The sequence below is a fragment of the Bacteroides sp. AM54-2NS genome (assembly GCF_003602935.1).
Taxonomy (GTDB): domain Bacteria; phylum Bacteroidota; class Bacteroidia; order Bacteroidales; family Bacteroidaceae; genus Bacteroides; species Bacteroides xylanisolvens.
This window is the reverse complement of sequence record NZ_QTMZ01000066.1, coordinates 1-22,138: the sequence shown is the minus strand read 5'-3', so window position 1 is coordinate 22,138 and position 22,138 is coordinate 1. Positions and strand designations below refer to the sequence as shown.

At 41.3% G+C, this 22,138-nt stretch carries 13 protein-coding genes and 4 pseudogenes; 13 read left to right on the top strand and 4 right to left on the bottom strand.

Annotation, left to right across the window (positions count from 1 at the left end):
- The first annotated feature begins 525 nt into the window (after positions 1-525).
- The 9 genes and pseudogenes from DXA05_RS23765 to DXA05_RS23725 all read left to right on the top strand — a co-directional run bounded on the left by DXA05_RS23765 (position 526) and on the right by DXA05_RS23725 (position 12,638).
- Positions 526-1,115: pseudogene (locus tag DXA05_RS23765) on the top strand (V-type ATP synthase subunit E family protein).
- A gap of 11 nt (positions 1,116-1,126) precedes the next feature.
- A complete protein-coding gene (locus tag DXA05_RS23760; RefSeq protein WP_008022965.1) occupies positions 1,127-1,969 on the top strand; it encodes a DUF2764 domain-containing protein in 843 nt (280 codons plus the stop codon).
- 17 nt (positions 1,970-1,986) lie between these two features.
- Positions 1,987-3,747: a V-type ATP synthase subunit A gene (locus DXA05_RS23755; RefSeq protein ID WP_004316778.1), complete on the top strand. Its 1,761-nt coding sequence runs from the start codon at positions 1,987-1,989 to the stop codon at positions 3,745-3,747.
- Positions 3,748-3,778: 31 nt separating this feature from the next.
- The gene (locus DXA05_RS23750) at positions 3,779-5,107 is read left to right on the top strand and encodes a V-type ATP synthase subunit B (protein ID WP_004297639.1); all 1,329 of its coding nucleotides are present in this window, start codon (positions 3,779-3,781) and stop codon (positions 5,105-5,107) included.
- A gap of 108 nt (positions 5,108-5,215) precedes the next feature.
- Positions 5,216-5,821 (top strand): V-type ATP synthase subunit D, encoded by a 606-nt coding sequence (locus tag DXA05_RS23745; protein WP_004297640.1) that lies wholly within the window; start codon positions 5,216-5,218, stop codon positions 5,819-5,821.
- A pseudogene (locus DXA05_RS23740) lies at positions 5,818-7,634 on the top strand (V-type ATPase 116kDa subunit family protein). Before DXA05_RS23745 ends, DXA05_RS23740 begins: the two are co-directional and overlap by 4 nt.
- A gap of 75 nt (positions 7,635-7,709) precedes the next feature.
- Complete coding sequence (locus DXA05_RS23735) at positions 7,710-8,174, top strand: V-type ATP synthase subunit K (RefSeq protein WP_004316776.1); 465 nt, start codon at positions 7,710-7,712, stop codon at positions 8,172-8,174.
- Between the two features lie 202 nt (positions 8,175-8,376).
- Positions 8,377-10,037 (top strand): annotated as a pseudogene (locus DXA05_RS23730) (glycogen/starch synthase).
- Between the two features lie 36 nt (positions 10,038-10,073).
- Positions 10,074-12,638: a glycosyltransferase family 1 protein gene (locus tag DXA05_RS23725; protein WP_004316772.1), complete on the top strand. Its 2,565-nt coding sequence runs from the start codon at positions 10,074-10,076 to the stop codon at positions 12,636-12,638.
- A 266-nt stretch (positions 12,639-12,904) separates the two neighbouring features.
- Here the strand turns inward: DXA05_RS23725 and DXA05_RS23720 are convergent, their stop codons facing one another.
- Positions 12,905-14,008 (bottom strand): TlpA disulfide reductase family protein, encoded by a 1,104-nt coding sequence (locus DXA05_RS23720; RefSeq protein WP_008640679.1) that lies wholly within the window; start codon positions 14,006-14,008, stop codon positions 12,905-12,907.
- A gap of 138 nt (positions 14,009-14,146) precedes the next feature.
- Here DXA05_RS23720 and potA point away from each other — a divergent pair, with 138 nt between their 5' ends.
- The 4 genes from potA to DXA05_RS23700 are packed head-to-tail and all read left to right on the top strand — an operon-like array spanning position 14,147 to position 18,499.
- A complete protein-coding gene (potA, locus tag DXA05_RS23715; protein WP_004316768.1) occupies positions 14,147-15,538 on the top strand; it encodes a polyamine ABC transporter ATP-binding protein in 1,392 nt (463 codons plus the stop codon).
- An 11-nt stretch (positions 15,539-15,549) separates the two neighbouring features.
- The gene (locus DXA05_RS23710; protein ID WP_165861559.1) at positions 15,550-16,347 is read left to right on the top strand and encodes an ABC transporter permease; all 798 of its coding nucleotides are present in this window, start codon (positions 15,550-15,552) and stop codon (positions 16,345-16,347) included.
- Positions 16,341-17,135, top strand: coding sequence for an ABC transporter permease (locus DXA05_RS23705; protein ID WP_117684272.1), 795 nt, complete (start codon positions 16,341-16,343; stop codon positions 17,133-17,135). The genes DXA05_RS23710 and DXA05_RS23705 overlap by 7 nt, the downstream gene beginning before the upstream one ends.
- A 32-nt stretch (positions 17,136-17,167) precedes the next feature.
- Positions 17,168-18,499: an ABC transporter substrate-binding protein gene (locus DXA05_RS23700; protein WP_049703332.1), complete on the top strand. Its 1,332-nt coding sequence runs from the start codon at positions 17,168-17,170 to the stop codon at positions 18,497-18,499.
- Between the two features lie 120 nt (positions 18,500-18,619).
- Here DXA05_RS23700 and DXA05_RS23695 read toward each other — a convergent pair whose 3' ends face one another.
- From DXA05_RS23695 to DXA05_RS23685, 3 genes and pseudogenes are all read right to left on the bottom strand, one after another.
- Positions 18,620-19,312: a DNA alkylation repair protein gene (locus DXA05_RS23695; protein WP_117684273.1), complete on the bottom strand. Its 693-nt coding sequence runs from the start codon at positions 19,310-19,312 to the stop codon at positions 18,620-18,622.
- A gap of 125 nt (positions 19,313-19,437) precedes the next feature.
- The gene (locus DXA05_RS23690; RefSeq protein WP_117684274.1) at positions 19,438-20,097 is read right to left on the bottom strand and encodes a DUF4840 domain-containing protein; all 660 of its coding nucleotides are present in this window, start codon (positions 20,095-20,097) and stop codon (positions 19,438-19,440) included.
- Positions 20,098-20,271: 174 nt separating this feature from the next.
- A pseudogene (locus DXA05_RS23685) lies at positions 20,272-21,114 on the bottom strand (helix-turn-helix domain-containing protein); the annotation flags it as partial.
- Between the last annotated feature and the right edge of the window lie 1,024 nt (positions 21,115-22,138).

Below are 22,138 nucleotides of genomic sequence, written 5' to 3'. Positions count from 1 at the left end.
CCGATGGTACTGCGTAACAGTGGGAGAGTAGGTAGCCGCCGTTTTTAGAGAAGCCCCTTGATTCAGCAACGAATCAAGGGGCTTTCTGTTGTTTGGTACTTTGCAAAAAGATCCATCAATGAATCAAGAGGGGCTGTTTTTAAGGACGGATAAAAGATAACCTCTTCTCTTCTTCCGCAAATAGGATAGCAGTATTCACTAATGCCAAATGTGATACCAATAGCTTTTGTTATTTAATCTTGTATTAATATCCTGTTTGTCGCTTTCAATATATATTTGTTTTCAAATATCTTTTGGATTCCTTATATTTGTTTTCCGGTTTGAAAAATCCGGAAATGTGTCATTTAGTAATAGGAAAAGGGCAAAAGTGGAACAAAATAGGTGTAGGTCTGTGATTTTTTTGCAAACGAATCTTTTTTCTTTTCTTCTTTCTCTTTTTTATCAAATTGATTTTTGTAAATTTGGCGAGAATCTGAGAAAGGACACATAGTTAATATAGTAATAATACTAAATACTCCTGTTAATATGGAAAACAAAATTCAAGAGTTGACCGATAAGATTTATCGTGAAGGCGTGGAAAAAGGAAACGAGGAAGCGCAAAGACTTATCGCGAATGCTCAGGAAGAAGCTAAGAAAATCATTGAGGATGCCCGTAAAGAGGCAGAATCAATTGTAAACTCCTCTCGTAAATCTGCTGATGAGTTAGCAGAAAATACTAAATCAGAGTAAAACTATTTGCCGGTCAGGCTGTGAATGCGCTCAAATCTGAAGTCGCTACAATGGTAACTGACAAGTTGATAACCGCTTCCGTGAAAGATTTCGCTCAGGATAAAGATTATCTGAACGCGTTTATCGTAGCATTGGCATCCAAATGGAGCATAGACGAACCTATCGTCATCTCAACAGCCGATGCGGAATCACTGAAAAAGTATTTTGCAGCTCATGCAAAAGCTTTATTAGACAAGGGAGTGACTATCCAGCAAGTAAATGGTATCAAGACTCTGTTTACCGTTTCTCCGGCGGACGGTTCGTATAAGGTGAACTTCGGAGAAGAAGAATTCATGAATTACTTCAAAGCGTTCTTGCGTCCTCAATTAGTAGAAATGCTATTTTAAAAGAAGCGACTATGAGTAGTAAGTACTATTACTTGGTAGCAGGTTTGCCGGAACTTTCACTGGAAGACAGTAAGCTGAGCTATACAGTAGCCGATTTTAAAACTGAAATCTACAATGGATTGTCTGCTTCAGACCGGAAGTTGATCGACTTGTTTTATCTGAAGTTTGATAATGCAAATGTGCTGAAACTTCTCAAAGATAAAGAAGCGGAAATCGACAAACGGGGAAACTACTCTGCTGAAGAGCTCACAGAATATATTTCTATTCTGAGAGAAGGCGGAGAAATCAGTCCTAAAGAATTTCCGGTTTATCTCTCCACTTTTATAACTGATTATTTGAATACTCCGGCTGAAAGTACGACTTTGCACGAAGATCATCTGGCTGCTTTGTATTATGAGTATGCCATGAAGTGTGGAAATAAGTTTGTTTCTGCCTGGTTTGAATTCAATCTGAACATCAATAATATTCTTGTTGCATTTACCAGCCGTAAATTCAAGTGGGATATTGCTTCCAATGTTGTGGGAAATACGGAAGTATGCGAAGCATTGCGTACATCAAGTGCCCGCGATTTCGGACTGTCCGGTGAAGTGGATGTTTTTGAATCGTTAGTGAAAATCAGTGAGATTACAGAACTGGTGGAGCGTGAGAAGAAGTTGGATGCCCTGCGGTGGAACTGGATGGAGGATGCTATTTTCTTCGACTATTTCACTATTGAGCGTATTTTTGCTTTCCTGCTGAAGCTGGAAATGATTGAAAGGTGGATTTCACTGGATAAGGAAAGAGGTAATCAGTTGTTCAGAAGCATTATTGAGTCGCTGAAGAACGAAGTGCAGATTCCTGCAGAATTCAGATAATAAAATAAAAAAAATATATGGCAACAAAAGGAACTGTTAGTGGCGTTATTGCCAACATGGTGACCCTCGTCGTTGACGGACCGGTAGCTCAAAATGAGATTTGTTATATCTCGACCGGTGGCGATAAGTTGATGGCGGAGGTGATTAAGGTTGTAGGTTCACATGTATATGTCCAGGTGTTTGAAAGTACCCGTGGACTGAAAGTGGGCGCCGAAGCCGAATTTACAGGACACATGCTTGAGGTGACATTAGGCCCGGGTATGTTATCGAAAAACTATGATGGTCTGCAAAATGACCTCGACAAGATGGACGGAGTTTTCCTGAAGAGAGGACAATATACGTATCCGTTGGATAAAGAGCGTATATGGCATTTCGTACCATTGGTGAATGTAGGTGACAAAGTGCAGGCTTCTGCATGGTTGGGACAGGTGGATGAAAACTTTCAGCCGTTAAAAATAATGGCCCCGTTCACTATGAAGGGAACGGCTACCGTAAAAACAATCATGCCGGAAGGTGATTATAAGATAGAAGATACTATCGCAATCCTGACAGACGAAGAAGGTAATGATATTCCTGTAACTATGATTCAGAGATGGCCCGTAAAACGTGCGATGACGAATTATAAGGAAAAACCGCGTCCTTTCAAATTGTTGGAGACTGGTGTACGTGTGATTGATACGCTGAATCCGATTGTGGAAGGTGGTACGGGATTTATTCCCGGTCCGTTCGGTACAGGTAAAACGGTGCTTCAGCATGCTATTTCTAAGCAGGCGGAAGCGGATATCGTTATCATTGCAGCTTGCGGTGAACGTGCGAATGAGGTGGTGGAAATCTTTACCGAGTTCCCCGAACTGGTAGACCCGCACACAGGACGTAAGTTGATGGAGCGTACTATTATTATTGCCAATACTTCTAACATGCCGGTAGCTGCGCGTGAAGCATCTGTATATACAGCGATGACACTGGCGGAATATTACCGTTCAATGGGATTGAAAGTCTTGTTGATGGCCGACTCTACTTCCCGCTGGGCACAGGCTCTGCGTGAGATGTCCAACCGTATGGAAGAGTTGCCTGGACCAGATGCTTTCCCGATGGATATTTCGGCTATTATCTCTAACTTCTACGGTCGTGCGGGATATGTAAAACTGAGCAATGACGAAACGGGTTCTATTACATTTATCGGTACGGTATCTCCTGCCGGTGGTAACTTGAAGGAGCCGGTAACTGAAAATACGAAGAAGGTAGCCCGTTGTTTCTATGCATTGGAACAGGACCGTGCCGATAAAAAACGTTATCCGGCAGTGAATCCGATTGATTCTTATTCAAAATATATCGAATATCCGGAATTTGAAGAGTATATCAAAGGTCATATCAATGATGAATGGATCGGAAAGGTAAATGAACTTAAGACCCGTTTACAGCGTGGTAAGGAAATTGCCGAACAGATCAATATCCTCGGTGACGATGGTGTGCCGGTAGAATATCACGTGATCTTCTGGAAATCTGAATTGATTGACTTTGTAATCCTGCAACAGGATGCTTTTGACGAAATTGACGCGGTAACTCCGATGGAACGTCAGGAAGACATTCTGAATATGATAATCGACATCTGTCATACGGAATTTGAATTTGATAACTTCAACGAAGTAATGGACTACTTCAAGAAGATGATTAATATCTGTAAGCAGATGAACTACTCGAAGTTCAAATCAGAACAGTATGAAGGATTCCAGAAACAACTGAAGGAATTGATTGAAGAGAGGAAACTTCAATCGTAAATCGTAAATTGTTAAATCGTAAATAAGTAAGATGGCAACAAAAGCTTTTCAAAAGATATATACCAAGATTACTCAGATTACCAAGGCTACTTGTTCGTTGAAAGCGACAGGAGTAGGGTATGATGAGCTTGCCACCGTGGACGGTAAACTGGCACAGGTGGTAAAGATTGCCGGTGACGATGTCACTTTGCAGGTATTTGAAGGTACGGAAGGTATTCCGACCAATGCCGAAGTAGTATTTCTCGGCAAATCGCCTACATTGAAAGTGAGTGAGCAGCTGGCCGGACGTTTCTTCAATGCTTTCGGTGACCCGATTGATGGAGGTCCGGACATTGAAGGACAGGAAGTGGAAATTGGTGGTCCGTCTGTGAATCCGGTTCGGCGTAAACAACCGTCGGAACTGATTGCAACGGGTATTGCCGGTATTGACTTGAACAATACATTGGTATCCGGTCAGAAGATTCCGTTCTTTGCCGACCCGGACCAACCGTTCAACCAGGTAATGGCAAACGTGGCCTTACGTGCTGAAACGGATAAGATTATCCTCGGCGGTATGGGTATGACGAATGATGACTACCTGTATTTTAAGAATGTGTTCTCTAATGCCGGTGCGCTCGACCGTATCGTGAGTTTCATGAATACGACCGAAAACCCGCCGGTAGAACGTTTGCTGATTCCGGATATGGCATTAACTGCTGCTGAATATTTTGCAGTAAATAATAATGAGAAAGTGCTGGTACTGCTGACCGATATGACGAGCTACGCTGATGCGTTGGCAATCGTATCCAACCGTATGGACCAGATTCCGTCTAAAGACTCTATGCCGGGATCACTTTACTCGGACTTGGCGAAGATTTACGAAAAGGCGGTGCAGTTCCCTTCCGGTGGTTCAATCACAATTATTGCGGTGACTACTTTGTCCGGTGGAGATATTACTCACGCTGTGCCTGATAACACGGGTTACATCACAGAGGGTCAGTTGTTCCTGCGTCGTGATAGTGATATTGGTAAGGTTATTGTTGACCCGTTCCGTTCGTTGTCTCGTTTGAAACAGCTGGTTACCGGTAAGAAGACGCGTAAAGACCATCCGCAGGTGATGAATGCTGCCGTACGTCTTTATGCCGATGCAGCTAACGCTAAGACGAAGATGGAAAATGGTTTCGACCTGACAAACTACGACGAACGTACGTTGGCTTTTGCGAAGGACTATTCCAATCAGTTATTGGCTATTGATGTTAACCTTGATACAACTGAAATGCTGGACGTTGCTTGGGGCTTGTTCGGTAAATACTTCCGTCCGGAAGAAGTGAATATCAAGAAAGACTTGGTGGATCAATACTGGCCAAAACAAAATAATTAGACGATTAGACGATTTACCATTTACGGTTGAAGTTTGTGGATTATTTATGTTTATAAGAAGTAATTTCAATCGCCTGATTGTAAATCGTTAAATTAGTAAATCAACGAGATGGCTATAAAGTTTCAATATAACAAAACCTCTCTTCAGCAGCTCGAAAAGCAACTGAAAGTGCGGGTGCGTACGCTTCCTATCATTAAGAATAAGGAAAGCGCCCTCCGCATGGAAGTGAAACGCTGTAAAACGGAAGCTGCCGATCTGGAGGATAGGCTCGAACAACAAATTCAAGCCTATGAAGCCATGTTCGCCCTTTGGAATGAGTTTGACGCTTCATTAATAAAGGTGAATGATGTTCATCTTGGCGTGAAAAAGATTGCGGGTGTGCGCGTACCGTTGCTCGAGAATGTAGAATTCGAGATACGTCCGTACAGTATGTTTAATGCTCCCAAGTGGTATGCCGACGGTATCCACCTGTTGGAAGAGCTGGCTCATACGGCAATTGAACGTGAATTTATGCTCGCCAAGCTGAACTTGTTAGAACATGCAAGGAAAAAGACCACTCAAAAGGTGAACCTTTTTGAGAAGGTGCAGATACCGGGCTATCAGGATGCATTGCGAAAGATCAAGCGATTTATGGAAGATGAAGAAAACCTGTCGAAATCTTCGCAAAAGATCATGAAGTCCCATCAAGAAAAAAGGAAGGAGGTAGAGGCATGATTACAAAAATGAAGAAACTCACCTTTCTGGTGTATCACAAAGAATATGAAGAATTCCTGAACAGTCTGCGGGAACTTGGGGTAGTCCACATTGTGGAGAAACAACAGGGGGCTGCCGATAACACGGAGTTGCAGGATAATATTCGTCTTTCCAACCGTTTGGCGGCTACCTTGAAGTTGCTTCAGAACCAGAAGCATGAAAAGAATGCCGTGATTGCTACGGAAGGAGGAACGGCTGCCCGTGGAATGCAAGTGCTGGACGAAGTGGATGCTTTACAGACAGAGCATGGAAAGTTGTCGCAGCAGTTGCAAAGCTATGCCAAAGAAAAAGAAGCTCTGGAAGCCTGGGGCAACTTTGAACCGGCAAATGTTCAGAAGCTGAAAGATGCCGGTTATGTAATCGGTTTCTATAGCTGTTCGGAAGGAAATTACAAAGAAGAGTGGGAAACGGAATACAATGCAATGATTGTGAACCGCATTTCTTCTAAAGTATTCTTCGTGACTGTAACGAAAGGCGGAGAGGAAGTGGACTTGGATGTAGAGCAGGCTAAATTACCTGCATACTCTTTGGTACATCTTGAAACGCTTTACAATACAACAGAACAGGCCGTTGAAGAGAATGAAAAGAAACTGGTTGCGCTTTCCGAAACGGATATTCCTTCCTTGAAGGCTGCTCTGAAAGAGTTGCAAAGCCAGATTGAATTCTCTAAAGTTGTGTTAAGTTCCGAGCAGACTGCCGGTGACAAACTGATGTTGATTGAAGGATGGGCGCCTGCATTCAGTCAAGTGGAGATAGAGCTTATCTGAATGACGCACATGTATATTATGAAATTACCGATCCGATGCCGGGCGATAATGTTCCTATTCGATTGAATAATAAGGGATTCTTTGCTTGGTTCGAACCGATCTGTAAGCTGTATATGCTTCCGAAGTATAATGAGTTGGACTTGACGCCGTTCTTTGCCCCATTCTTTATGGTCTTTTTCGGACTTTGTCTGGGAGATTCCGGATATGGTTTGTTCCTGTTCCTGGGAGCTACGGCCTATCGGTTGATGGCGAAGAAAGTAACCCCGTCCATGAAGTCAATCATCTCATTGATACAGGTATTGGCGGTATCAACGTTCTTCTGCGGTTTGCTGACTGGTACGTTCTTCGGAGCGAACATCTACAATTTGGATTGGCCGATTGTGCAACGCTTGAAACATGCTGTCATGATGGATAATAATGATATGTTCCAATTATCGTTGATATTGGGAGCTATCCAGATTTTATTCGGTATGGTACTGAAAGCTGTGAATCAGACGATTCAGTTTGGTTTCAAATATGCAGTGGCAACTATCGGATGGATCATCCTGCTGGTTTCAATGGCAGTTTCAGCTTTGTTACCGGACGTAATGCCGATGGGAAGCACGGTGCACTTGATAATCCTGGGTGTTTCGGCTGCTATGATTTTCCTTTATAACAGTCCGGGAAAGAACATATTCCTGAATATCGGATTGGGATTGTGGGATTCATACAACATGGTTACTGGTTTGCTTGGAGATGTTTTGTCCTACGTTCGTCTGTTTGCCCTCGGACTTTCCGGAGGTATTCTGGCGGGAGTGTTCAACAGTCTGGCAGTAGGTATGAGTCCGGATAATGTAATAGCAGGCCCGATTGTAATGGTGCTGATTTTCGTGATCGGTCATGCAATCAATATTTTCATGAATGTGCTGGGTGCAATGGTTCACCCGATGCGTCTGACGTTCGTTGAGTTCTTCAAGAACTCCGGATATGAAGGAGGCGGTAAAGAGTACAAACCGTTCAGAAATTGAAAAAACTGAAGATTAAAAATTAGAAATAGAGAATTAATATTTTAAGAATTAAACAATAAAAAATAGAATAAGATTATGGAAATGAATTTGTTTATCGCCTACATTGGCATCGCGATTATGGTTGGTTTGTCTGGCATCGGTAGTGCTTACGGAGTAACTATTGCAGGTAATGCTGCCATCGGAGCATTGAAGAAGAATGATAGTGCATTCGGTAACTTCCTGGTATTGACAGCCCTTCCGGGTACACAGGGGCTTTATGGTTTTGCCGGTTATTTCATGTTTCAGACTATCTTCGGCATTTTGACTCCTGAAATTACAGCTATCCAGGCATCAGCAGTTCTTGGTGCAGGTATTGCTTTAGGATTGGTTGCCTTATTCTCCGCTATCCGTCAGGGACAAGTTTGTGCAAACGGTATTGCAGCTATCGGACAGGGACACAATGTATTTAGTAATACGTTGATTCTTGCCGTATTCCCCGAGCTTTATGCAATCGTTGCTTTGGCTGCAACCTTCTTGATCGGTAGTGCACTCGTTGCATAATTTTTAGCAAGAATATTTCCTATAAAGGAGTTTCAATCCCCTTGTACATGCAGCTTTGCATGTGCAAGGGGATATTCTTTTTTCATTATAGGGCAACGTTTCTTTCCTCTTCTTAACTCATATTTTTCGCATAAAGTATTATTTTTCAAAGAATAATGTGTACTTTTGCACTCGCATACTAAAAAGAGTTTTAATATATTATATGGTAAAAGATTTATTAACCCCCGATTATATCTTCGAGTCCAGCTGGGAAGTATGTAATAAAGTGGAGGAATATACACCGTCTTGTCGACACGGGCAAATACATTGCAGGAAAAGTTCCGCGACAGAATTTTCTTCATAGGTCCTGATGTATGGCAAGGAAAAGAAAACCCTCTATTCATCGAGTCGGATAACCTATGTGCTGCCTGGAAAAAGCATGCACTTGAGAAAGACGAACTTTCTGTCCGTATAGGACGATGGAATATCCCCGGTGAACCCATAGTCATTCTTGTTGATTTCCAACCTTTTTTTGAAAAGAAAGACGATATATACACAGAAATGTGGAATCGTTATCAAGTAGATTCGTTGCACGCTTATGGCGATTACGACGAAGCTTCTATGTTTTCATACGCTGCGGGAAGAGTGGTAGAGAGTTTCTATCGCTACAACCTGACAGAAACGGATAAGGTGGTATATCAGGCGCATGAATGGATGACTGGAATGGGAGCACTTTATGTACAGGAAGCTGTGCCGGAGGTGGCTACTATTTTTACGACCCATGCTACTTCTATCGGTCGTTCTATTGCCGGTAATCATAAACCGTTGTACGACTATCTGTTTGCTTATAATGGCGACCAGATGGCGCAAGAACTGAACATGCAATCGAAACACTCGATTGAAAAACAGACTGCACATTACGTAGACTGTTTTACGACGGTGAGCGAAATAACCAATAATGAGTGTAAGGAATTACTGGATAAACCGGCAGATGTTGTTCTGATGAACGGTTTTGAAGATGATTTTGTACCGAAAGGAAGCACATTTACTGGAAAACGTAAACGTGCGCGTGCCTTGATGCTCAATGTAGCGAATAAATTATTGGGAACAAATCTGGGTGATGATACGTTAATTGTCGGAACCAGTGGACGATATGAGTTTAAGAATAAAGGTATTGATGTCTTTTTGGAATCATTAAACCGCTTGAACAGGGATAAGAATTTGCATAAGAATGTTTTGGCATTCATCAATGTACCCGGTTGGGTAGGAGACCCCCGTGAGGATTTGCAGGGACGTTTGAAAAGCAAAGATAAGTTCGACACTCCCCTCGAAGTACCGTTTATCACTCATTGGCTGCATAATATGACTCATGACCAGGTGTTGGATATGTTGAAATATCTGGGAATGGGCAATCGTCCGGAAGATAAGGTAAAGGTGATTTTTGTTCCTTGTTATCTGGATGGTCGTGATGGTATCATGAATAAAGAATATTATGATATATTGTTGGGACAGGATTTGAGTGTCTATGCTTCTTATTACGAACCGTGGGGATATACTCCGTTGGAAAGTGTAGCATTCCATGTGCCGACAATCACTACTGATCTGGCAGGATTCGGACTTTGGGTAAACAGCCTGAAGAACCAGCATGGCATTAATGATGGAGTAGAAGTGCTGCATCGTTCGGACTATAATTATTCGGAAGTAGCGGATGGTATTAAAGATACGATTACGTTATTTGCGGATAAGACGGAGAAAGAAGTGAAGGAAATCCGTAAGCGTGCTGCCGAAGTGGCAGAACAGGCTTTATGGAAGCACTTTATACAATATTACTATGAGGCTTATGACATTGCCTTGCGCAATGCTATGAAGCGTCAGTTGAGTTAAGAAAGAATTATTTATCAATAAGTAAACGTAAACATTATGAAAATCAAAGTTAGTAATGTGAATACTCCCAACTGGAAAGAGGTTACTGTAAAATCACGTATACCGGAAGAGTTGGAGAAGTTGTCTGAAATCGCACGCAACATTTGGTGGGCATGGAATTTTGAAGCGACTGAACTGTTTAGAGATCTAGATCCGGAACTTTGGAAAGAATGTGGACAGAATCCAGTACTGTTGTTGGAACGTATGAGCTATGAAAAGCTGGAAGCGCTGGCAAAAGACAAAGTGATTCTAAGAAGAATGAATGAAGTTTATACGAAATTCAGAGATTACATGGATGTGAAGCCGGATGAGCAACGCCCATCTATTGCTTATTTCAGTATGGAATATGGCTTGAGCAGCGTCCTGAAAATATATTCCGGTGGTCTGGGTGTATTGGCTGGTGACTATCTGAAAGAGGCTTCCGACAGCAATGTTGATTTGTGTGCGGTAGGTTTCTTGTATCGTTACGGCTACTTTACTCAAACGTTGTCTATGGATGGACAGCAGATTGCCAACTACGAAGCACAAAACTTCGGTCAACTTCCTATCGAACGTGTAATGGATGCCAATGGTCAGCCGTTGATAGTTGACGTTCCTTATCTTGATTATTTTGTTCATGCAAACGTATGGCGTGTAAACGTTGGACGTATTTCTTTGTATCTGCTTGATACGGATAATGAAATGAACAGTGAATTCGACCGTCCTATCACTCACCAGCTTTATGGTGGCGACTGGGAAAACCGTTTGAAACAAGAAATCTTGTTGGGTATCGGTGGTATCCTGACTTTGAAAGCACTGGGCATCAAGAAAGATGTTTATCACTGTAATGAAGGACATGCTGCATTAATCAATGTTCAGCGTATCTGCGACTATGTAGCTACAGGATTGACTTTCGATCAAGCTATCGAGTTGGTTCGTGCTTCTTCTCTTTACACTGTTCATACTCCGGTTCCTGCAGGTCACGACTATTTTGATGAAGGCCTGTTCGGCAAATATATGGGTGGTTATCCTTCCAGAATGGGTATCACTTGGGATGACTTGATGGATCTTGGACGTAACAATCCGGGTGATAAAGGCGAACGTTTCTGTATGTCTGTTTTTGCTTGTAACACTTCACAGGAAGTGAACGGTGTGAGCTGGCTGCACGGAAAGGTTTCTCAAGAAATGTTCTCTTCTATCTGGAAAGGTTATTTCCCGGAAGAAAGTCATGTAGGATATGTAACGAATGGTGTTCACTTCCCGACTTGGAGTGCAACTGAATGGAAAGAACTGTACTTTAAATATTTCAACGAAAACTTCTGGTTCGATCAATCTAATCCTAAGATTTGGGAAGCTATCTACAATGTGCCCGATGAAGAGATTTGGAAGACTCGTATGACTATGAAGAATAAGTTGGTTGACTATATCCGTAAGTCATTCCGCGATACATGGTTGAAGAACCAGGGGGACCCTTCCCGTATCGTTTCACTGATGGATAAGATCAATCCGAATGCATTGCTGATTGGTTTCGGCCGTCGTTTTGCTACTTACAAACGTGCACACTTGTTGTTCACCGACTTGGATCGTCTTTCTAAGATTGTGAATAATCCTGATTACCCGGTACAATTCCTGTTTACAGGTAAAGCTCATCCGCACGATGGTGCAGGTCAGGGTCTGATTAAGCGTATTATCGAGATCTCTCGTCGTCCGGAATTCCTGGGTAAGATTATCTTCCTTGAAAATTATGATATGCAATTGGCTCGTCGTCTGGTTTCAGGCGTTGATATCTGGTTGAATACTCCGACTCGTCCGTTGGAAGCATCCGGTACATCGGGCGAAAAGGCTTTGATGAACGGTGTTGTTAACTTCTCTGTATTAGACGGATGGTGGCTGGAAGGTTACCGTGAAGGTGCAGGTTGGGCGTTGACAGAAAAACGTACTTATCAGAACCAGGAACATCAGGACCAGTTGGATGCTGCTACTATTTACAGTATTCTTGAAACTGAAATCTTGCCGTTGTATTATGCACGTAATAAGAAAGGATATTCTGAAGGCTGGATCAAAGTGGTGAAGAATTCTATCGCACAGATCGCTCCTCATTATACAATGAAGCGTCAGTTGGATGATTACTATAGCAAATTCTATTGCAAACTGGCGAAACGCTTCCAGACTTTGGCTGCTAATGATAATGCAAAAGCAAAAGAAATCGCAGCTTGGAAAGAAGAAGTGGTTGCTAAATGGGATGCTATTGAAATCGTATCTTGCGATAAGGTAGAAGACCTGAAGAACGGTGACATCGAAAGCGGAAAAGAATATACTATTACTTACGTGATCGATGAAAAAGGCTTGAATGATGCAGTGGGACTTGAATTGGTTACTACTTACACAACTGCAGACGGCAAACAACATGTTTACTCTGTAGAACCGTTTAGTGTTATCAAGAAAGAAGGTAACTTGTATACATTCCAAGTTAAACACAGCTTGTCAAATGCAGGTAGCTTCAAGGTGTCTTACCGTATGTTCCCGAAGAATCCGGAGCTTCCACACCGTCAAGACTTCTGCTACGTACGTTGGTTTATCTAATTTGTTTGAAATAGAAGTAGGGGAGTCCTTCTCCCTTACTTTCATATATAGATTCAGCCCCTGTGTTCTTTCGAGAATTACAGGGGCTGAATTTTATCTGTTTGGTTGTTGACTTGTGAAGTTTTTAATAAGCAAGAAACCATCTGAAAAGAAAAATCACGCTTACTGCAACATGTCGTAGTAAGCGTGATTTTATAGGATCAAGCTTTTCGAACAGCCCCTTGTTTGAACTTTAAAGCCTTTGAAAAACCTTCTTTTTCGATCTGTTATTTTACAGCTTCTGCAATTTTAGCCTGAAGTTCTTCTCCATGCAAACCGCGAGCGATAATTTTACCACTGCCATCGATTAATACAGTGTGAGGAATACTGTTTACTGCATAAAGCTGTGCACCTTCACTTTGCCAGAATTTCAGGTCGGACATTTGTGGCCAAGTCATATTCATCTTCTTGATTGCTTCTTTCCATGCAGCTCCATCCTGATCGAGAGATACGCCTACAATTTCGAAGTTCTTACCTTTATACTTTGCGTAAGTTTCTACCAGATTAGGCATTTCGCGACGGCAAGGACCGCACCAGCTAGCCCAGAAGTCAACCAATACCACTTTACCTTTACCAACGTAATCAGACAACTTCACAGCCTTTCCTTCCGGAGTCTGCATTTCGAAATCAACAAATTGAGTACCTACGGCAGTCTTTTTCTGCTTGTCGGTCATCTCTTTGATTCTTACGATTGTTTCGTCATTCTGGAAATTCGCAGGAATTTGTTGCAACAAAGCTTCATTTTCGTCAGTAGAGTTATTGTAGAACGTTTGTTTAAACAAGAATACCCCAACCGGATTGGTGATGTTCTTTTTAACACCTTCTTTGATTGCTTTGTCATACTGTTCTTCCAGCTGGGCACCCTCTTTCTGTTTGGCTTCTTTCTGCTCATCACTTAAAGAAGTGTCGCCCATTGCTTCATAAATGGTATTCATTTTCTTGCTGATGTCATTGATTTGAGCTCTGATTTCCTGGTATGCATCATTGTTAGGAGTACCGGTCACAGCGTCGTTATCCTTGGTCAGGGAAACGTTGATTTTTCCGTTTTCGAGGAAGAAATCAATCATTAATGGCTCTCCGTTCACTTCGCAAGTGACATAGCGGCTAACCACAGAATCTTGTGTACCTTCAAAGGTAAAAGTACCTTTGGTGATAACGGCTGTATCTAGTTTGGTCAGATTTCTACCAGTAGCTTCCTGAAGATAAACGGTGTCACCATCGCTTGCACCTTCTACCGTACCTGTGACAACGTATCCGGCTTTGTTTCCGCCCGTACAAGCTACCATGCCTAACGCTGCCGTTGCAATAACTAAATAAGTTAACTTTTTCATGCTTTTGTAAAATTAGTGAATAAATATTTATGCAAAGATAGATTTTTTTTCTGTCGGGCATCGAAAAACACTGTTATATTAGATTAACACCTAGGTGAAAACCGCAGAAATGTGTACCTTTGCAGCCCAAACTTTAGTATGAATATGCAAGAAGATAAATCCATCATTGAGGTGAGCCATGTATCGAAGTATTTTGGCGATAAAACAGCATTGGATGATGTGACTCTAAACGTGAAAAAGGGCGAGTTTGTCACTATACTTGGTCCTTCCGGTTGCGGTAAAACCACGTTGTTGCGTCTCATTGCCGGTTTTCAGACGGCTTCGGAAGGCGAGATCCGAATTTCGGGGATGGAAATAACACAAACCCCTCCCCACAAGCGTCCCGTGAATACGGTATTTCAGAAATATGCCTTATTCCCGCACTTGAATGTATATGATAACATTGCTTTCGGCCTGAAACTGAAAAAGACACCGAAACAAACCATTGAGAAGAAAGTGAAAGCTGCTTTAAAGATGGTAGGTATGACAGATTATGAATACCGCGATGTGGATTCTCTTTCCGGTGGTCAGCAACAACGTGTAGCCATTGCCCGTGCCATTGTGAATGAGCCGGAAGTGTTGCTATTGGATGAGCCGCTGGCAGCGCTCGACCTGAAAATGCGTAAGGATATGCAAATGGAGCTCAAAGAAATGCATAAATCTTTGGGTATAACATTTGTTTACGTCACTCACGATCAGGAAGAGGCATTGACGTTGAGTGATACGATTGTTGTGATGAGTGAAGGAAAAATTCAGCAGATCGGTACACCGATTGATATTTATAATGAACCCATCAACGCTTTTGTTGCCGACTTTATCGGAGAAAGCAATATCCTCAATGGTACCATGATTCATGATAAGCTGGTACGCTTCTGCGGCACGGAGTTTGAATGTGTAGATGAAGGATTTGGTGAAAATGTTCCGGTAGACGTAGTCATCCGTCCGGAAGATCTTTATATTTTCCCCGTTTCGGATATGGCGCAGTTGGTAGGTGTGGTAGAGACTTCTATTTTCAAAGGTGTGCATTATGAAATGACGGTGATGTGCGGCGGATATGAATTTCTGGTGCAGGATTACCATCATTTTGAAGTAGGAGCGGAAGTCGGACTGCTGGTGAAGCCGTTTGATATTCACATCATGAAGAAAGAGCGTATCTGCAATACGTTTGAAGGAAAATTGCTGGATGCCACTCATGTGGAATTCCTGGGCTGTAACTTTGAATGTACTCCGGTGGAAGATATAGCTGCCGATACGAATGTCAAAGTGGAGGTAGACTTTGAAAAAGTGATTCTTCAGGATAATGAAGAAGACGGAACGCTGACAGGTGAGGTGAAATTCATCCTTTACAAGGGCGACCATTATCATCTGACCGTATTGTCAGACTGGGACGAGAATGTATTTGTAGATACGAACGATGTATGGGACGACGGAGACCGTGTAGGTATTACCATCCCTCCAGATGCCATTCGTATAATTAAAATAACCGATTAACAGGAAAGGAAGTGAATAAGAAGTTTATAGTCTTTTTGTCATCACGTAAGAGTTGGACTCTCCCTTACATTATTTTTTCGGCGATCTTTGTGATTATACCGCTGTTTTTAATTGTCGTATATGCCTTTACCGATGATAGCGGTCATTTGACACTCGCCAATTTTCAGAAGTTCTTCGAACATCCCGAAGCAATCAATACCTTTGTGTATTCTATCGGTATTGCCATCATTACCACCCTTGTTTGTATTTTGCTGGGTTATCCTGCAGCATGGATATTGAGTAACAGTAAGCTGAACCGTTCTAAGACGATGGTCGTACTGTTTATCCTGCCGATGTGGGTAAATATTCTTGTGCGTACCTTGCTACGGTTGCCTTGTTCGACTTTTAGTGTACCGTTGGGCGAGGGAGCATTGATATTCGGTATGGTATACAACTTTATCCCCTTTATGATTTATCCTATTTACAACACGTTGCAGAAGATGGATCATAGTTATATTGAAGCCGCACAAGATTTGGGAGCCAATCCGCTGCAAGTCTTTCTGAAAGCAGTCCTTCCGCTTTCTATGCCGGGTGTGATGAGTGGGATTATGATGGTGTTCATGCCGACTATATCTACATTTGCCATTGCCGAGTTACTGACGATGAATAACATCAAACTCTTTGGTACGACGATTCAGGAAAATATCAATAACAGCATGTGGAACTATGGAGCGGCACTTTCGCTTATTATGTTGCTGCTGATTGCTGCTACTTCTTTGTTTAGCACAGACGATAAGGACAATTCAAACGAAGGAGGCGGGCTATGGTAAAGAAAATATTCGCGCAGGCTTACTTGTGGATATTGCTGTTGTTGCTTTATTCTCCTATCGTGATTATCGTCATCTATTCTTTCACCGAAGCGAAAGTGCTGGGCAACTGGACTGGTTTCTCCACAAAACTTTATACTTCGCTTTTCACTACAGGCACGCATCATTCTTTGATGAATGCATTGATTAACACGATTACTATTGCTCTGCTGGCTGCAACGGCATCTACTTTGCTGGGTAGTGTGGCTGCTATCGGCATCTTTAATCTGAAATCCCGTTCGCGTAAAGCGATTAGTTTTGTGAATAGTATTCCTATTCTGAACGGAGATATCATCACGGGTATTTCGCTTTTCCTTTTGTTTGTTTCTTTAGGAATCACACAAGGATACACAACCGTAGTGCTTGCTCATATTACTTTTTGTACGCCATACGTTGTTTTGAGCGTTCTGCCTCGTTTGAAGCAGATGAACCCGAATATTTATGAGGCCGCTCTTGACTTGGGAGCGACTCCCATGCAAGCTTTGTGGAAAGTTATTGTTCCGGAGATTCGTCCGGGAATGATTAGTGGTTTTATGCTTGCATTGACTCTATCCATTGATGATTTTGCCGTAACTGTCTTTACCATCGGTAATCAAGGTCTGGAGACACTCTCTACTTATATCTATGCCGATGCCCGCAAGGGAGGGCTGACCCCTGAACTTCGTCCGCTTTCGGCTATCATTTTTGTCGTGGTGCTGGCGTTGCTGATTGGCATCAATTATCGGGCAGGAAAAGCGAAGAAAAAAGATTAATAGACCATCAAATGTGCTACTACATAAATAATATGAAAAGAATAATTCCCGTAATCCTGCTCTTACTGACCTTGACCGGATGCTATAATTCCGGTGAACCTCGTGAGCGGGTCCTTAAAATCTATAACTGGGCAGATTACATCGGCGAAGGTGTACTCGAGGATTTCCAGGCATATTATAAAGAACAGACCGGTGAGAATATCCGTATCGTTTACCAGACATTCGACATCAACGAGATCATGCTGACGAAGATTGAAAAGGGGCATGAAGATTTTGATGTGGTCTGTCCTTCGGAATACATCATCGAACGTATGCTGAAGAAACATTTGCTGCTGCCCATCGATACGAATTTTGCACATTCTCCCAACTACATGAATAATGTAGCTCCGTTTATCCGCGAACAAATCAATAAATTGAGCCAACCGGGTGAGCAGGCGAGCCGCTATGCTGTATGTTATATGTGGGGAACGGCTGGAATTCTGTATAACCGGGCTTATGTACCCGATTCGGTAGCGTTGTCCTGGGATTGTCTTTGGAATAAAAAGTACGCCGGAAAAATCCTGATGAAGGATAGTTACCGTGATGCTTATGGAACAGCTGTCATCTATGCGCATGCGAAGGAACTGAAAGAAGGAACGGTGACAGTGGAAGAGCTGATGAACGACTACTCTCCACGTGCGATGGAACTGGCCGAAAAATACCTGAAAGCCTTGAAACCGAATATTGCCGGTTGGGAGGCGGATTTCGGCAAGGAGATGATGACGAAGAATAAAGCTTGGCTGAATATGACTTGGAGCGGTGACGCGATTTGGGCGATTGAAGAGGCAAATGCGGTAGGAGTGGACTTGGATTATGAAGTTCCCGAGGAAGGGAGCAATATCTGGTATGACGGTTGGGTAATCCCGAAATACGCCAGAAATCCGGAAGCAGCCAGTTATTTCATCAATTTTATGTGCCGTCCGGACATTGCTTTGCGGAATATGGATTTCTGCGGATATGTAAGTTCCATAGCTACGCCCGAAATACTGGAAGAGAAAACAGACACGACCCTCCATTATTATGCCGATTTAAGTTACTTTTTCGGACCGGGTGCAGACAGCATACAAATTGATAAGATACAATACCCGGATCGCAAAGTGGTAGAACGATGTGCCATGATTCGTGACTTTGGCGATCAGACAAAAGAAGTTCTTGATATTTGGTCGCGTATTAAGGGCGATAATTTGGGGGTTGGCATAACTATTCTTATCTTTGTCGTTGTTGCATTGATGAGTGGCTGGATGATTTATAAAAGATGGCAGCGTTACAGCCGCCAGAAACAACAGAGGCGCAGAAGCAGAAGGAAAAAGGTGAGGAGGAATTAGTATTTCTCCGTATTACAAACAAAAAATAAATAGGCGCGAAGATAGAAGTGGTATCTATAGAAAGAATAAGAAGCACGGTGAACGGAATGCTAATGGCGGGATGTTCACCGTGTTTTGTTTTTATCGTCTTTTCATATTCCGAAGCATATCTTTGGTATCCTTGTTTACCCGGAAAGACTCGATTGTTTTTTGCAGTGCTTTGTTGTAAGTCCAGTTATCCAATGTACTATGTTTCAGATATTCCATTGTCTTTTGGGGAAATTTGATGAAACACAATGATAGCATCCATGCCATACCCATACGTGCATAATAAGCATCATGATTGAATAAATCGGCATATTCCAGTAACGAATCGATATGTTCGTCATCCACATAGTGGAAAAGCATCACAATCCCGAAGCGTATTTCAAATTCTTTAGAGGATTTCAGATAAGGTTGGATAAATTGCCATACGGTTTCTTTTCCTTTTTTTACGGCAGTTTTCAGTTCACTGCAGAAAATGTCGCATACAGCCCAATTATCTATACGGGGAATGAACATCGTTACATAGTTCATTCGTTCTTCAAGTTCCATTTTTACCAGTCCGATAATCATTCCCTGAAGCATTGTTTCTTCATAATAGTTCGTATCGGTTGACTCTACAAACGTACGCCAGTCCTCTTTTTTTATAATTTCTTTGGCCATGATTCGCAGTTGGGGGATACGTACACCGAGAATATTGTTCGCTCCCGGAAGGAGGGAAGAGTGAAATTCCTTATATTTGGCATCTACTAATGCTTGTAACTCTTTCCGTATGTTTTCAGTTGTAGTCATTTTGATATAGTTGGTTATTTCACAAAGGTATAAAAAAAAGAGCATGCGCATCATGTGACGGCATACTCTTTTGGGAGATAATTCCCATCATAATGAAAATACTTTGGGAAAGTTTATACGGTTAGTCACTTCTTGGCCATGTCGAAACTGAATGTAGTAGGCGAGAATTCTTCAAACGGCTGTCCTTCTACTTCCACTTTGGTTGCTTTGATTTCAAATGTAAGCTTTTGGTCTTTATATGTATATTGGCCCTTTTCTTCCGCTTCTATGGTTACTTTTATCGTAATTTGAGGAGCTTCTTCTCCGTCTGCTTGTGCTTGAGTCGGGATAGTATATTTTATTTCCAAAGGTTCAGGTTTTAATTGAAGTAGAATAGAGCCTTTACTGTCATCATTAAAGGCAGCGGTATAAGGAATGTTGTAATTGATATCGTCCAGATTTTCGATGATAATTCCGGCAGTTTCTTCATCGACGATACTTTTGATGAGATCGTCTACCGGGAGTTTTTTAATCATGACCTGATTGTCTTTTACTTCAGCGGTAACGGTGGCTCCTTCCGGCTGTTCTTCTTTTGGGGAATTAGTTTGTGGGTTAACGGGCGGATCAGACTCTGTCAACATGGTACCGGAATAATTTCCATCCACATCTTTAAGAGAATATACGGGAATGTCTGAATCATCATCATTGCTACATGCTGTAAAAGTGGTAATCAGGCCCAACGCCACTACAAATAAAACTAAGCGATTAAAACAACGAACTTTTTTTATTTCAGTTAAAGTTTTCATACTGTTTAAAATTAGATTATTAATTTTCAAAATTAAGGTGTACGTACATAGGGTAAATGCCGGTAATTGTAAAATACTGCACAAGGAAATAAAAAACAGAATATTTTTTTGCAAGAATGCTGTTGCAAAGGTCCCGATGGATGGGACCTTTAAGCAAATAGCAGATTTTGTATATTATTGTTTTTTCATTATAGATTCGCTTGGCGTTATTCCAAAATATTCTTTGTATTTGTGGCGGAAGTTTTTCAGATTCCTCAATCCGATCATTTCCGGAACCACATTAACAGAGTATCTTCCACTCTCCAACAGTTCACGGGCTTTTTCCATACGAATCCGGTATATAAAATATTTAGGTGCTTCTCCTGTCAGCGATTTCCATTTATTAAAGAATGTGGTTCTGCTCATGCACAATTCGGATGCGACTTCATCTATAGTCAAATTTTCCTGATCTATATTTTTTAGAATGAAATCCTTTACAAGGTTGATAAATATGTAATTTTTTTCACTCAAAGTATCCTCCTCCTCTTCTATTTTTAGAAATTGTTCTCCGAATACTTTTTGCAGGAATGATTTTCGGAGAAAACGGCTGTTTTTAATCAGGACGTTCATCTCTATTTTTAAGTCTTCTATATGAAAAGGTGTATTTATAAAGACATCGGCCAAAGAAGTTTCTCTGGTATTGCGTTGTCTTCCATTCAGATATGAGCCGTAGAGGATAATGGGAATGATTGAAGTTTCACAGGAAGTTTTCAATCTTGATGAAAGCTCATTGCCGTACATACCATGCAGCATGGTGTCACAGACTACAATGTCTGGATATTCTTCCTTTATGTATGTTAGGGCTTCCAGACCGTTTCCGAAGCTTTTTACAATAAAATGATCAGATAAACGCGTTTCCAGGTAAGATCTGAAATCGATATTGCTGTCAGCAAGTAGTACAGTGGGTTTAACAGACTTTCTTTTATGAGACTTTTTACAGAATAAAGAGTCTATTTTTGTTTCTTCCTGATTGGCTATGATTTGTATGGGAGTGTATTTGGATATACTTTTATGTGTGTATCCTTTTGAACGATTTTTTTCTTTTTGTATAAGAATGATATAGAAGTAAATACAATAAATAGAAAATCCTCCTACAATGAACAGTGGGATAAAGTTTAATTGATAAATAAGAGTTATAGCCATGATGACAGGAACGAGGGGCGACGTTGTTATTGAATATTTCATATGAATTTGTTTTTAATAGCGCCACTTAGATGAGATACACCAATTTCCTTTGTTGGGGATAAAAGAGGAAATTCACTGTAACTATGATCTCATAGTTGTACATTCATAAACTCAAAATATAAACTCGTAATTATTTATATCTTGAGGGGGGAATAGTTGAAGGTGAAGTCTATATATAGAGTCTGAATTCTAACAGTTTGAATCATTCTTTCGGAAATGGTGAATTTCCTCCAAGTGACAATAATAGATCTATTTCTTGTTTATTGAATGTTTTATATACTGTATGAAAATACAGGTGGGGGAGAACGTGTGGCATATTCGGTACTATCGATAAATATCTCGATGAGTACCATTTTATATTTTCTCATATATGGATAGAAAGGAAGTACGATTTATTCCTGCGAAGTAAAAATAATGATAAGTTGTAACAAGTGGATGATGTTATGAATGTTGTCTAATCGTTTGTTGTTGTTTGGTGTTCTTATAGCGATAAACGGTGACATATAATTATGGTTTGTTAGGATTGTGTTGTTGTGAGGTGACAAAAGAGTGAAAGAGGTGTACCGTTTTTCCATTTGATATTTCTATTTCTGATTGAAGAATTATCAATATCGGATTGTAATGTCTTCAATGGGGATAAAAAAGAGTCGCATGATTTTCTTATGCGACTCTAGATTATATGCATTATTGTGTAATATCTGGTTATTTATGCGAATCAGTAGTTGAAATCACTAGCTGATTCAGTTAGTTAAATTGTTATTATTCAATTAATTATCTCATTTATTTATTTCTTAATCTCCTTGAAAATCAGTATATT